The sequence below is a fragment of the Deefgea tanakiae genome (assembly GCF_019665765.1).
Classification (GTDB): domain Bacteria; phylum Pseudomonadota; class Gammaproteobacteria; order Burkholderiales; family Chitinibacteraceae; genus Deefgea; species Deefgea tanakiae.
This window is the reverse complement of the sequence record NZ_CP081150.1, coordinates 340357-353981: the sequence shown is the minus strand read 5'-3', so window position 1 is coordinate 353981 and position 13625 is coordinate 340357. Positions and strand designations below refer to the sequence as shown.

The window sequence follows — 13625 nt, the reverse complement described above, 5'->3', positions numbered from 1 at the left end:
ATACCTACAATCAAATACCCTTATCTAGCAGCAACTAGCAATTAAGCATAATAGCGTTTTGAAAATTCCAACATCCGTTCAATCGGCAAACGCGCGGCATCCATATCTGCAGGCGTTAGATAATCAATCACCGTGCCCTTTCCGGCTTGCGCATTTTTCACCGCGTTGATGGTATTCATCTTCATATACGGACATGAATTGCACTGGCAACCGGCGTAAATCGGCGCTTGTTCGATATTCAAATCGGGGCGCGCCAAACGCATATTGTACAAAATACCGTCTTCAGTCGCGACGAAGATCACGCCATCAGGCTCTTTATCGTATGACTTAATCCAGTTCAACATACCCGACGTAGAGCCCACATAATCAGCCAATTTCAACACGGGTAAGGGGCTTTCTGGATGGGCAATTAGGTATTTGGCCGTCGTACATGCGGCGAAGGCCTCATCCAGCGCAGCCTGATTAAATTTATCATGCACCTCACACACCGCCGACCACAGTGGCATATCGTAGCCATGCTGATAATTCAAATACCCGCCCATATTGTAATCCGGCGAGAAAATAACTTTTTTACCCTCGGCATACAGGTGCGCAATGATGTCATCGACGTTGCGGCTAGTCACAATCCAATCGCTCAATGCTTTGTGCTCTGCAGAGCTATTGATGTATGAAACATGCACATGATCAGGATAAGATTCACGCCACGCTTTCAATGCACTAACGTCGGTTTGTGTTACCAAAGAACAGGTTGAACCGGCATCGGGCAAAATCACCGTTGCATTCGGATTCAAAATCTTAGCCGTTTCAGCCATGAAACGAACACCAGCAAACACAATAATGTCGGCATCCGCATCACGCGCAAACAAAGACAACTCTAAGCTATCGCCAACCTTATCCGCCATTTGCTGAATTTCAGGGGCGGTATAATAATGAGCAAGTGTGACAACGCGGGTCATGGGCGATCCTCATATAAGCAAATCACAAAGGCGATGCACTGAGTAACAGCACAAAAGTTTTCATACGCAAAGGCCACGCAATACATGAGCGATAAGCGCAAAACAAAGTGGAAGAACTTTTGTCTTTACTAAAACACATCGAATCAATCACCGAATATTATCACGCCAGCCACCGCAAACTCAGTCCTAAATACCACTAATTTCAAGATTCACACTCCTAATAAGCAAAAAAAATCACGCATAGACTTGACACCGCCGCGCCCCTTGTCCATAATTCGCCTCCTCTGCAAATCAGATGAAATGCAGACACGGATGCGGGATTAGCTCAGTTGGTAGAGCGATACCTTGCCAAGGTATAGGTCGAGAGTTCGAGTCTCTTATCCCGCTCCACAAATTAAATGGCGTAGTACATAGCATCAGCACATGTGATGCGGGATTAGCTCAGTTGGTAGAGCGATACCTTGCCAAGGTATAGGTCGAGAGTTCGAGTCTCTTATCCCGCTCCAAAATTTGCATCAAACATGATGCGGGATTAGCTCAGTTGGTAGAGCGATACCTTGCCAAGGTATAGGTCGAGAGTTCGAGTCTCTTATCCCGCTCCAAAATTTGTAGCAAACATGATGCGGGATTAGCTCAGTTGGTAGAGCGATACCTTGCCAAGGTATAGGTCGAGAGTTCGAGTCTCTTATCCCGCTCCACATATTGATTGATGAAGTTTTTTTTCATCAATTAGCAAGACTCCTGGCGGAGTAGCAAAATGGTTATGCCGCGGCCTGCAAAGCCGTTTACGCCGGTTCGATTCCGACCTCCGCCTCCAAACAGTAAAATTCGACATTTCGAATTTTAAAAAATGCTGAAGCAGTAATGCCCAGCGCTCGGATGGTGAAATTGGTAGACACAAGGGACTTAAAATCCCTCGCCGCAAGGTGTGCGGGTTCAAGTCCCGCTCCGAGCACCACTAATAAAATCAAGGGTTTACGCTAAATGTGTAGACCCTTTTTTTATGTCTAGCTTATTAAAGCTACGACAGACCTACAACGTAGGTTTTTGGTTTTTCGTACTCCCATCAATTATTGCAATCTTCTCCACAAGATAGATACCATCTACTTGTTCAATAAAATTTTGAAAACTACGTGATCCGACTCTGCCATAGTTTGCAAATCATTATGTAGTTCGAGAATGCCATTACAACTCCACTCTCTAATATCTTTGAAAAAAACCATCTGTTTTTATCAGTCATATCATTCTTGCACTGACTATACCTTTACAATTCACTACATAACAGTTACTGCATAATCTACTGTGAGTTTAACTCGGTAACTAATTTCGCCTCGGCCACACAAATAATGAATGCTTGGCTAAGTCACGTCAGGCTAAACTAAGTGAGAGGCCGAGTCGGCAAGTAGCGACCACTGCAATTTGCAACAAATGATCATTAATGCAACTTATATTTGTACGTCATAAGAGGATGGCCTGATGGGCGCAGAACAATGCATGTGGGGCGTTTGCTTTATTCCACTCGATGTTAATGGGCAAAAATTTTTTGGTTTCTCTGAATTTCTTGCGGGTCTTGCGCTCATGGTGTTGGCCTGGACAATTGCCGACGTCCGCTATCGATTCCGAATCAGATCCGCCCCCATCCCACTGCAAGGCATTACTTTTTCGGTCGTCACATCTGTAGGCGTTCTGACACTGCTTACGGACCTCTGGCGAGCGGAGCAGTGGTTGGTACCAAAGGGCGACTTCCTAACGCCTGCATCGTGGCAAGCGATCCTAGGCGGACTGTTCCTTCTAACATTCCTCACATGGACGTGGTTCGCGTTCATCCGTCCGCCCATTTACGGTCGACATAACTCTGAAAACTACGCACAGACCCTGTATCGATTCATCCTCAAAGGTTCATCTGCAGAGCTCGCCGTCATCGCTGACGAACTCTCCTACTCTGCCCAGGCGCTAGTCCGCTATGCCACAGATAGAGACAGACTGGAATACCATCGACCTGAGCGTGAAGACAAGGGAAAGAAGACCCTGCAGAAGGTTGAGGGTTACGCCAACGATCTGATTCTGCTCATCGCAGACAAGAGACTATGCCGTGCAATCGTCCAATCGTCGCCGGGCACCGCACTAGCCTTGTTCCAAGCAATGGCTGACATGAAGAAGCATGCAATCCAGATAGAGACTTTCGCCAAGAACATAGTGCACGAGGCACTGGCAAACAAGGACTCTTTCCTCTATCACGAGACTGAGGGCTATGAGTCAGGCCTGATCGGCTATCACAAGCCACTTAGCCAGGCGATGTTTGCCAACTATCAAATGGTCGAAACGATCGGAACTCTCCTTGACCCCGACATATACGGCAAGAGGAAATGGGACGCAGAACAGTGGGAGGCTTACTGCAGGATGGTGTTGATGACCTTCCGCAGCTACGTTAATGAGGGGGGAGTAAGCCATTCGTTCGTGCTATATCGAGCGAAAGGCTACATCGAAAACGCGGCCTCCGACCTCGACACGTTGAATGAACTCGCTAGTGCCTGGGACTCTGACTTATACAATCGTCTTCGAATTGTCGTCGAGTTCGTCAAGGACGCGATCAAAATTCTTGATGAAAAGGGGGTTCCCGATCATCTACACATTCGTGTGAGAGAGAATCAAGGCCATATGCGCGAGACCTTCTACGATCACATAGCCAGCATGATCTTCGAGCTGATCTTCCACGCATCGCAAGTCAGATCGCCAAGGTTATTGTGCTGGTCGATTCAGCACAGCTCTTTGTGGGGCAAACTGTTCAACTATGAAGATCTCGGTCATGCCGGAAAAGTTGTGAGATTCAAGGTACGGCGTCTTTTATACGACGAGATTGTAGAGATGAAGCGCTTTCCCAACTTCAAGGCAGCTAAGATTCTTGGCTTTTGCTTGAACGTGATGGGGTTAACTATCAGGCAGGACGGCGGTGACAAGGAGAGTCAACCACTTCAAAGAGCGGTGCTGGCCTGGACAAGGCAAAATTTTCTCTGGTTACATCAGCAAAATCCACTGATTGCCGAGGCGTGCTTGTTCGATGGTTTCACCTTCGATATAGAGAACCGGCGAATTGTTAGAACTTATCCGGCCCAGGGACTAAAGCTCGAACCAAGCTACATCTACCTCGCACTTGACCCCGCACCGATTGATTCCAAGGGTGAAGTGGTTAATATCGTCAGTACCCACCAAAGCACGCATAATCGGAAGTCACACAGCAAAAAAACTCGATCATCTAGAAAAAATGCATATCGAGTCTGACTCTAAAATAACCAGTCCGCTTAGTATTGGCATGCCAGTATGTGCCTTACACTTTTGCAGATTCTTATCAATTTATCCACCCATTCGTATAGGTGTCGCCACTTGCACTTATGCATTTATCCAGTGCTTGAATGTCAGAACCCGACCTATTCTGTTGAGAAACTCAGCTTCTCTCCTGCACCATGACAAACACACCCAAAAACTGATCAATAATTCAGCAAATAGGCATGATTTTGCTTATATAAAGTGCAAATTTACTAGAGTTTTGCATGAATTTTTGCCCCTCGCAGCAAGCGACCGACTTTTTCAACTGAATAGCCCCACGGCGGCCACTCATAGGTTTTGTGTTGCTACAACATGCAGCTAACGCCCCCCCCCTAGCCATTAACCGTGACAAAGCTTTATTATTTTGTGCTGCCTTTGAGCACTAGCCGCCCTGTGGCGACTAGCAGGGCAGTAAAGAGTTCTTTACTAGGAATACATGCGCCGCAATAATAATTTCGAAGTTAATCCTGCTCCACCAAAGTAAAATACATATAGTTAATAAATTTACACAGATGGTATAATAAACAATATTTTAAAACTGAAAGGATTTTCAAATTGTCGAATAACATTGAATTTGAGATAAAGACTGGAAAGTATAAAGTAATAAAATCAGGCACAATACGAACCTCAGAAAATGAAATATCTTTCTTTATAGATGGCCTATCTTTGAAATATATTTTCTCAACAACAGAAGATGGAAAAGCAAGATTCAAGTCTGAAGTAATTAGCGATGAAGAAATGATTATTAATCTATATAATTTCTCAAGTAAAACAGGCCAAGGAAATAAAAACCCAATTGAAGTTGGTACATTTGGCGACCCTGAATCTGAATTTTTTGTTAATTTCCACGTAAAATCAGGTGAACATTCTAGAGAGTTTCAATATTCATTTTTGATTTCGGAAAAATAAGAATGGCAAAAATTAAAAGTACTACGGAAGAAGAAAGTGTTGAAGATTCACAAAATGGTAAATTTGCTAAAAAAGAAATTACTGGTGTAATAGCACAACATATTGGTACTGGGAAAAACGCGAAAGACTCTTTTGTATGGATGACAATAACTTGGAGTTTTCGTATAGCATTAACTATTAGTCTATGTTTTTTTGCCCAATCATTTTTTGACCCTACATATGGCAAAAATATTTTAGATTCAATTATAAAAGTGTGGAGTATTTTTGTACCAATAATTACATTGGCACTCGGGTACGCTTTTGGTAAAGGAAAATAAAGATTTAAATACGCCCTAAATTTATCTATCTTAGACACCACGCTCCAAACTGAAGTTTACCGTCTTCATCGCACCACAAACGATCGTTTTTGCAATATGCAAATAGTTCGATTTTGGCCGACTGCGTCCTGTCGCTCAGTTTCACCCCGTTGTTTCAACGGAGCATTAACCCTCGTTTGATGGTGGTGGAATTAGTATGCGGGGTGGCGATGTTCGATCAGTTTGGGTGGATAAATCGAGTAAGATTTTGCACTTCGGCGTAACGCATGAAGTTAACATGAGTGTCACTGCATTTTCACCTGCCATGGGCTTGTTGGTGTTTATCACTCTAGCGATACTCTTTTTTCTCGTTTCTCGCAGTAAGAATACCCACTAAAAGCAACCTGTCATTGCGGCAGTAGATTCGTTTCAGGCATGATTAGGCTAAGAGATTTTTATTAAATAGATGGATTTTCTTGAATGGAAGAATATACCAGCATATTTTCTTACATTAGCTACAGTCTCAGCCAAATACAATGAATCAGGGGTCAAACCAAATGGACGTCTACAAACTAAGTATTGAGCATACTTCATCAAAAATGATAAATAAGGACAGTTTCGAAGAGGAAACTCGTTGCCGTGAGCCATGGTATCAAGAAGTTTCAGGCAAAACACGATCCCAGTTCGCAGTATGCCCTGCCTGTGATAACCCTATTCAATTAATAGGGCTTTACAATCTTCCATCAAACGTCCAAAGCCCATTTGGAAAGCATACAACATCTGACATTAAAGGCATCGCATATAGTAACTCCGAGGCTCGTGACAACTGCCCATACTTTAAGCCGCGTAAACACAAGAAAACAGACCGCAAAAAGAAGTTCGATGGTACACCTAGAAAAATTCTGCAGCTATTAATTGAGAAATTCGACCTTGTTGTTCACATCATCGAAAAGGAAACGGGGATTGAATTTTCTTCGAATTCTTTAAAAGGGATGCTTGAAAGATACAAAGGGGAGCAAGGGTACATGTATACAGGTGCCACACTGCGTAATATACCGTGGATTTTTGCATATATGTCAGACGCTACAGACCTATTTGGTCAGAAAGTTGGCGGTAACACTACTCTCTCCCATGCGATCATGAAACTCGCTCCTGAGGCTTGTGTTGGCGATAATGGACGTGTAACAAGCAATGATAGGCCTGGAGAAAAAAAACTGTTTGTCGACATCAAGTTAAGCTTCATTCAACATCGTTTCAAAAAGGACTCTGAAAATGCTCGCTTGATCGAAACAATGGAATTAGTGGTTTCGCGGCAGAAAAACAGCAAGATCGTCGATATTTACAAGAAAGAAATACAATTCGATTACTATTTGTTCGAGAGGCTAATTCAAAATCCGGACTACCACATGATTAGAAGACATGACAGGGTTCTACTTGCAAAAGAGGTGCTTGCTACCCTGCTTGATGCTTAAACAGATGGCATCAATATCGCTGAATATTTAAGCAATTTAGACATAACTTATTCAAATCCTAGATATGCTCGTCTTTTTGAAAAATCTTTGTTATAGGATTCAAATCTCTTGCTTCGTTTAGATGATCTGGTGCCAAATGAGCATAACGCATCGTCATTGTTAATGTTGAATGACCGAGTAACTTTTGAAGCGTTAAGATGTTGCCACCATTCATCATAAAATGACTTGCGAATGTATGGCGTAAAACATGAGTTGCTTGTCCTTCAGGCAGCGTAAACGATGTTTGAGTAAGAGTGTTACAAAAACAGTTGTAACTCGGCTCAAACAGTTTTTCAACCTTGCCATGTGCTTTGTAGTGCTCTTTTAGCTCTTTTTCTAAGTCCACAGCAATCGGTACAGTTCGAATTTTTCCGCTTTTTGTCTGATTAAATCGTATCGCATGATTTACAATCTGGCCAAGCCGCAGACCTTCAGCCTCTCCCCACCTCGCGCCAGTACTCAAGCATACTTTTGTTATCAATTTTACATGGATGTTTTTTTGCTGTTCCAGCAGTATCAAAAGCTCACTGATTTGCTCAGTAGTCAAAAAACTCATTTCACGTTCGTCAAATTTAAGCGGTTTTACCCTTTTTAACGGGTTGTCGCCGTTCCATTCTCCAGTTTTGATTAACTCGCTAAACACTGATTTCAGATAAGCATGATCGTGATTGATTGTGTTTTCGCTTGCGCCCTCTTCAATTCGTCTGTTACGAAAATCTGCAAAGTCACTTGGTTTAAAATTTGATGCAATTGGATTTCCAAGCTTCTCACAAATATTGAGCAGCTTTTTTTGGCGGTTCAAACCATCTTTTAAAGATTGCCCATGGTTTTCAAACCATTTTTTGCAAAGTTCGCTAAGTCTTCTTTGATCTTTTTTAACTGGTGTCCAGTCCGGCTTTTGCTGGTACTCGGCCTTTGAATCGCCCCGAGTTTTCTAGACACTGCCGAGCCTTTCGAAATACTGCTTTTCATACTCTACTGGTGATAGCCCATTATTGAAACTATGGCGGCGCTTGGGGTTGTAAAACATCTCGATATAATTGAACACATCTCGACGTGCCTCCTCTCGATTACGGTAGGTTTGTCGTTTGATTCGTTCCCGCTTCAATAGCTGGAAGAAACTTTCCGCGACCGCATTGTCATGGCAATTGCCACGCCGACTCATGCTCGGTTTTAAATTATGCACACGCAGTAGATCCTGCCAATCATAACTACTGAATTGGCTGCCTTGGTCCGAATGCACTAAGACCTCTTGCTTGGGCTGACGTCGCCAAACCGCCATTAATAAAGCTTTAATCGCCAACTCACGGTCCATCCGCGCGCCCATCGACCAACCAACAACCTGTCTTGAGAACAAATCCAATACTGCGGCCAAATAAAGCCAACCTTCGTGTGTGCGAATATAGGTAATGTCAGTCACCCAAACCTGATTAGGTGTATCGACATTGAATTGCCGAGCCAAATGGTTTGGTGCCGTTACGGTGGGCTTGCCACCATAAAAACCACGTCGACGACGATAGCCTGTTTGTGAACGAAGGCCAGCTAAGCGCATTAAGCGCGCGACGCGATGCTTGCCACATTGTTCGCCCATATCACGCAAGTCATCATTAATCTTGCGATAACCATAGACGCCGCCGCTTTCTTGCCACGCTTCAGTGATGATGCCAGTCAAGCGCTGGTCATCAATCGTGCGCAATGATTGTGGTCGTTGCAGCCAAGCGTAGTAGCCGCTGGGATGGACTTGCATCATCTGGCAGAGCCGTCGAACTGGATGTAGTGCTTGATGGTCACGAATGAAGGCGTACCTTACCCGGATAGCTTGGCAAAGTACGCGGCGGCCTTTTTTAGGATGTCACGCTCTTCAGTTACTCGACGTAGTTCAGCTTTTAGTTGCCGAATTTCATCCTGCTGAGTAGTTGTTTGCGGTTGTTCTGGTAAAGGCGTGGCGTAGCGCTTAATCCAGCTGTAGATGCTATGCCCTGAAACCCCCAGTCGCTCAGCGACTTCTGCGACAGGATAGTTGCGTTCTGTCACTTGCTTGACGGCTTCGATTTTGAACTCTTCGGTGTAGCGATTAGATTTGCTCATAAGACCTCCTAATTACCTCATTTTGAGGCTCTTTAGGTGTCTAGGAAACCCGGGGCGATTCATAGAAACCTTAAAAATTGTTCAGAATAGAAAGTTCAGATGTTACATCGCCTGATAATGACCTCAAGTAACGTCGAATTGGATTTGAGAGTTTCAAACTTGAACCAAATTCAGCTAACTCAATGAGTCTAGCGTGATTTTGTAGCATCGACTTTTGGTAGTTGAGGTCATTATTGTTGAGGTTTGTAGATGACTTTAAGGTAGGCACTTGGGTTTTACTGAGTTGATGTAATCGTTGCAAGTCTTGCTGGCGTTTACTTATTTCTTGCTTGGCCAGACGTTTCAAACTTGGATTGCTACCTTGGTACGCGCTCGAAGTGATGATTGCATGTTGTAGGGTTACAGAGAGCACATCGATGAGAATAGACTCACTCTGTAGCGTAACAGGACGATTTAGCATTTCATCGTTTGCGACGACTAATGAACTGGTTAAAAAACCGAGGGACAGGAAGATAAAATGATGGGTTTTCATTGTTTGATTCTTTATTTTTCTTGGTGGTAGATGGCCGAAATCACCATCAATAAAGCGCCGAGTACTACGAAAATATCGGCCAGATTGAACGCTGGCCAATGCCATGTCTGCCAGTGGAAATCTAAGTAATCGACCACCGCACCGATTCTGATGCGGTCAATTACATTGCCTAACGCACCGCCAACAATAAAAATGTAAGCGATGGTTTCTAGTCTGCTTCTCAGCCCGCGCCACAATAACCAGAGCAAATAAGTACAGACAACGCCCGCCACAATGGTGAAAAAGTGCCGCTGCCAACCGCTAGCATCAGCGAGAAATGAAAACGCCGCACCCGGATTTAAAACATGCACCCAGTTAAACCATGGCGTAATTGCCATGCTGCCGTTCAATGGTAACAGCGATGCGGTACTGATTTTGATCGCCTGATCAAAGAGGGTCAGCATACAGGCTAGAAAAACCCAGACGAGGAATAACGGTTTAGAGCTATACGCGCTCTCCAACGGTGTAATCAATTCACTGCAAGTGGCTGAATTCGTACTGCTTGTATTCATATCGAGTATCTGTTGTAGTGCTTAAGGAATAGGCATTGGGGTAAACGCATTCACGTTGGAGCGTCCGGTATTGCCTTGCGGTAAACGCCCTATTAGTGACCCAGTGGGGTGAGGATAATGCGCCAAATTTGCCCCGCAGCTTCTGGCCAATCTTGCTGGGCAATAGCCACGCGCAGCATCCAGAAATGCACAGCCCAATGCCACAACATCTGTTGCTGGCCAAGAATATGTGCATTTTCTAAATGGCAAAATGCTGCCGAAAAATTACCCGTCTTCAGTTATGCTTTGCCTGTAGAAATGGCCTGATTGAAACTCAAAGCGAGTCGAGATTCAGGCACAACTTGGTGCTTCAGTTAGTCAACGTACATACACCGCACATCAATCTGCATTGGTACTCACTCATGGCTGCGCTTTCTGCGTTAAAGGAATGCAATCTAATTTTGCGTTCTATTGTCGTAATAATCGTAAGCCGTTAGCGACAACCAATAGACTCGCGCCAACATCAGCAAAAACAGCCATCCACATCGTGCCATTACCAGTCAGTGTGAGAATCAAAAAGAACAGTTTAATTCCCACGGCCAGTGCAATATTTTGTAGCAAGATGGCATGTGTTTGCCGTGATAGGCGAATAAAGCGCGGTAATTTGCGTAAATCATCATCCATCAGCGCCACGTCCGCAGTTTCAATCGCGGTGCCAGTGCCGGCAGCCCCCATGGCAAAACCAATATCGGAACGTGCCAACGCTGGCGCGTCGTTAATGCCATCGCCAACCATGCCGACTTTGCCAGCGCCACTGACCAGCTTATCTTCGATTACTTTGAGTTTGTCTTCGGGCAGTAAATCACCGCGCGCTTCGTCGATGCCCACTTGATCGGCAATCGCACGCGCCGTATGGGCATTATCGCCGGTCAGCATAATGGTTTTGATGCCCAAGTCATGTAGCTCGGCAATAGCTAGGCGGCTACTGTCTTTGACGGTGTCAGCAACGGCAAACAGCGCCATGACACCGACTTCATTGGCGAGCAAGATGACCGTTTTGCCTTGCTGTTCTAGCGCAAAGAGTTGCGTTTCTAGCTCGGGTGAACACCAGCCTAATTCATGGATCAGCCGATGATTGCCCAGATGATATTGCTGGCCGTTGATGATGCCCTTCGTACCGCGTCCGGCGAGGGCTTCAAAATCGTTGACGTTTTGCAGTGCGATGTCTTTTGCTGCCAGCGCGACGGCACGTGAAACTGGATGGTCGGAACGATTCGCTAAGCTAGCGGCGAGGCTGTGTACCTCAGACCCCTCGTGCGAACCGAGCACGATGAAATCAGTCTGCACTGGTTTGCCATGCGTAATCGTGCCGGTTTTATCCAGTGCCAACCAAGCCAGCTTGCGGCCTTCTTCTAAATACACGCCACCTTTAACCAAAATTCCTTGGCGCGCCGCTTTGGCAAGGCCACTGACTATCGTCACCGGCGTTGAAATCACTAAAGCACACGGGCAAGCAATCACCAGCAACACCAGCGCTTTGTAAATCCACGCGAGCCACTCACCGCCGAAAAAGAGCGGCGGCACGATAGCAATACCAAGCGCAATCGCAAACACAATTGGCGTGTACACACGGGCAAATTGATCGACAAAACGCTGCGTCGGCGCGCGTGCGCCTTGCGCGGCCTCAATCGCATGAATAATTCGCGCCAAGGTGCTGTCGCCTGCCGCCGCCGTAACTGTATATTCAAACGAACCTGATTCATTAATCGTGCCAGCAAAAACCGCATCACCGATGGTTTTTTCGACCGGCAAGCTCTCGCCAGTAATCGGCGCTTGGTTAATGCTCGATTGCCCGCTGACGATAACGCCATCAAGTGCAATCCGTTCGCCTGGTTTAATCCGCACACGTGCTTGTGTTGGCACTGATTTGGCGGCGACCTCCTGCCAGCTACCATCGGCTTGCTGCACCGTGGCCAATTCGGGCGTTAATTGCATCAGGCCAGAAATCGCACTGCGCGCACGATCAAGCGATTTGGCCTCAATCAATTCGGCAATCGTAAACAGCACCATCACCATCGCCGCTTCCAGCCATTGACCGATCAAAAAAGCGCCGGTTACGGCGATGCTCATCAAGGCATTGATATTTAAATTGCCATTGCGAATCGCAATCCAGCCTTTTTTATACGTCGTGATGCCGCAAGCCAAAACGGCGACAATCGCCAGTGCAGCAATACTCCACTGAGGTAAGCCGCTCCAGTGCCCTATTTCTGAGGCGATGGCGGCAATACCCGCCAAAGCCAAAGGCCACCATGGTTTGGCGGGCTCGGCAACTGGCGCAGCATCGCTCGCGAGTTCTGGCGTAAAACCTAGCGAGCGAATCGCCGCCAGCACCGCGTCGAGCTGATCGGGCTCGTGCGTAACGGTTAACACGCGCTGCATTAAATTGAACTGCATGCCATTCACGCCCGCCATACCGCCGAGTTTTTTGCACAGCAAGCCTTCTTCAGTCGGGCAATCCATTTGCATAATGCGAATGGGGGTCTGTGCACCATCTTGGCTGTTTTTTGCCGCTGCGAGTTGGATCAAAGGTGCATGAGCATGCTCGTCGCCGTGCTCATGAGAATGACCACTACAACACGATACTGCTTCTAGTTTTGCGCACCAGCTATCTTTAGTTGAGTCCGGATACCGCGTGTACTTGGGCATGATCATGCACCTATCAAACATAATTAAGCACATTACACACTCTGAAGTTACTATAGAGTCAATAACTATTTCGAGCTGCAAATGAAAATCGGTGAATTAGCGCGTATCGCGCAATGCTCAGTTGAAACAATCCGTTTTTATGAGAAAGAAGGGCTACTGCCAGCGCCTGCGCGTACCGCAGGTAACTTCCGCGAGTACCGTGCTGAGCATCTTGAACGCCTGCGCTTTATTCGCAATTGCCGTGCCTTGGACATGAGTCATGAAGAAATCCATACGCTACTGCGCTTAGCTGATCAGCCGATTGATGGTTGTCACGCAATTAATAATGTGTTTGATGAGCACATTGAACATGTTGAAGTACGTATTAAAGAGCTGGAGCAGCTTAAGCAACAGCTGAATGTTTTACGCCAGCAATGCCAAGTCGAACGGGGCCTTGATCCTTGCGGTATTTTGCAAGGCTTGGCCGATATGGATATTGGACCTAAATCAGATAAAAAGAACACGCACCTAGGCTAAGGTTTAAGTGGTACTTGACCAGCTAGTTACAATAATTTGCATCTCAGCAAGCGCAACAGCAGCGCCAATCCAATCGGAGATCGAGAGAGAGCGTCACACCATCCACTAAGCTTAACTATACGAGTGCTGTTGCAACGTAAACACCGCCATACGCGGCATAAACTCTGCCACTTGCAGCTGGGTGCAAGGTTAATAGCGAGATGAAAAGCACTAGGCTGATCGTGGCCGGAAATAGTAACCAAATAGAGCCATTTTTA

At 45.7% G+C, this 13625-nt stretch carries 11 protein-coding genes, 6 tRNA genes and 2 pseudogenes; 11 read left to right on the top strand and 8 right to left on the bottom strand.

Annotated elements, in window-relative coordinates; all coding sequences use genetic code 11:
• Positions 1-41: 41 nt before the first annotated feature.
• On the bottom strand, positions 42-956 hold the full coding sequence (nadA, locus tag K4H28_RS01680) for a quinolinate synthase NadA (RefSeq protein WP_221006538.1): 915 nt from the start codon (positions 954-956) through the stop codon (positions 42-44).
• 314 nt (positions 957-1270) lie between these two features.
• Between nadA and K4H28_RS01675 the strand changes: the two genes are divergently transcribed.
• The 10 genes from K4H28_RS01675 (at position 1271) to K4H28_RS01630 (ending at position 6957) form a co-directional block, all read left to right on the top strand.
• Positions 1271-1346: transfer RNA gene (locus tag K4H28_RS01675), tRNA-Gly, on the top strand.
• A 40-nt stretch (positions 1347-1386) separates the two neighbouring features.
• Positions 1387-1462, top strand: a tRNA-Gly gene (locus tag K4H28_RS01670).
• 20 nt (positions 1463-1482) lie between these two features.
• Positions 1483-1558 (top strand) — tRNA-Gly (locus tag K4H28_RS01665).
• A 20-nt stretch (positions 1559-1578) separates the two neighbouring features.
• Positions 1579-1654, top strand: a tRNA-Gly gene (locus tag K4H28_RS01660).
• Positions 1655-1699: 45 nt separating this feature from the next.
• Positions 1700-1773, top strand: a tRNA-Cys gene (locus tag K4H28_RS01655).
• A 56-nt stretch (positions 1774-1829) separates the two neighbouring features.
• Positions 1830-1914, top strand: a tRNA-Leu gene (locus K4H28_RS01650).
• A gap of 518 nt (positions 1915-2432) precedes the next feature.
• Positions 2433-4235 (top strand): hypothetical protein, encoded by a 1803-nt coding sequence (locus tag K4H28_RS01645; RefSeq protein ID WP_221006537.1) that lies wholly within the window; start codon positions 2433-2435, stop codon positions 4233-4235.
• Positions 4236-4835: 600 nt separating this feature from the next.
• Entirely contained in the window at positions 4836-5189 is a 354-nt protein-coding gene (locus K4H28_RS01640; RefSeq protein ID WP_221006536.1) for a DUF6864 domain-containing function, read from the top strand.
• Positions 5190-5191: 2 nt separating this feature from the next.
• A complete protein-coding gene (locus tag K4H28_RS01635) occupies positions 5192-5506 on the top strand; it encodes a hypothetical protein (RefSeq protein ID WP_221006535.1) in 315 nt (104 codons plus the stop codon).
• 536 nt (positions 5507-6042) lie between these two features.
• Positions 6043-6957 carry a hypothetical protein gene (locus K4H28_RS01630; protein ID WP_221006534.1) on the top strand — a complete coding sequence of 305 codons (915 nt, stop codon included), beginning with the start codon at positions 6043-6045 and terminating at the stop codon, positions 6955-6957.
• A 58-nt stretch (positions 6958-7015) separates the two neighbouring features.
• Here K4H28_RS01630 and K4H28_RS01625 read toward each other — a convergent pair.
• The 6 genes and pseudogenes from K4H28_RS01625 to K4H28_RS01595 form a co-directional block, all read right to left on the bottom strand.
• Positions 7016-7855: pseudogene (locus K4H28_RS01625) on the bottom strand (phage integrase); the annotation flags it as partial.
• Between the two features lie 75 nt (positions 7856-7930).
• A protein-coding gene (locus tag K4H28_RS01620) for an IS3 family transposase (RefSeq protein ID WP_221004883.1) occupies positions 7931-9084 on the bottom strand; the annotation gives its coding sequence in 2 pieces (ribosomal slippage) (positions 7931-8844 and positions 8844-9084; 1155 coding nt in all).
• Positions 9085-9154: 70 nt separating this feature from the next.
• Complete coding sequence (locus K4H28_RS01615) at positions 9155-9616, bottom strand: hypothetical protein (RefSeq protein WP_221006532.1); 462 nt, start codon at positions 9614-9616, stop codon at positions 9155-9157.
• 11 nt (positions 9617-9627) lie between these two features.
• A complete protein-coding gene (gene lspA, locus K4H28_RS01610; RefSeq protein WP_221006531.1) occupies positions 9628-10167 on the bottom strand; it encodes a signal peptidase II in 540 nt (179 codons plus the stop codon).
• A gap of 21 nt (positions 10168-10188) precedes the next feature.
• Positions 10189-10394 (bottom strand): annotated as a pseudogene (locus K4H28_RS16895) (DUF3703 domain-containing protein).
• Positions 10395-10614: 220 nt separating this feature from the next.
• Entirely contained in the window at positions 10615-12852 is a 2238-nt protein-coding gene (locus K4H28_RS01595; protein WP_255573583.1) for a heavy metal translocating P-type ATPase, read from the bottom strand.
• A gap of 81 nt (positions 12853-12933) precedes the next feature.
• On the opposite strand from K4H28_RS01595, the gene cadR reads away from it, so the two are divergent.
• Complete coding sequence (cadR, locus tag K4H28_RS01590; RefSeq protein WP_255573582.1) at positions 12934-13368, top strand: Cd(II)/Pb(II)-responsive transcriptional regulator; 435 nt, start codon at positions 12934-12936, stop codon at positions 13366-13368.
• Positions 13369-13483: 115 nt separating this feature from the next.
• Here the strand turns inward: cadR and K4H28_RS16890 are convergent, their stop codons facing one another.
• Complete coding sequence (locus K4H28_RS16890; RefSeq protein WP_444542512.1) at positions 13484-13588, bottom strand: YnfA family protein; 105 nt, start codon at positions 13586-13588, stop codon at positions 13484-13486.
• Between the last annotated feature and the right edge of the window lie 37 nt (positions 13589-13625).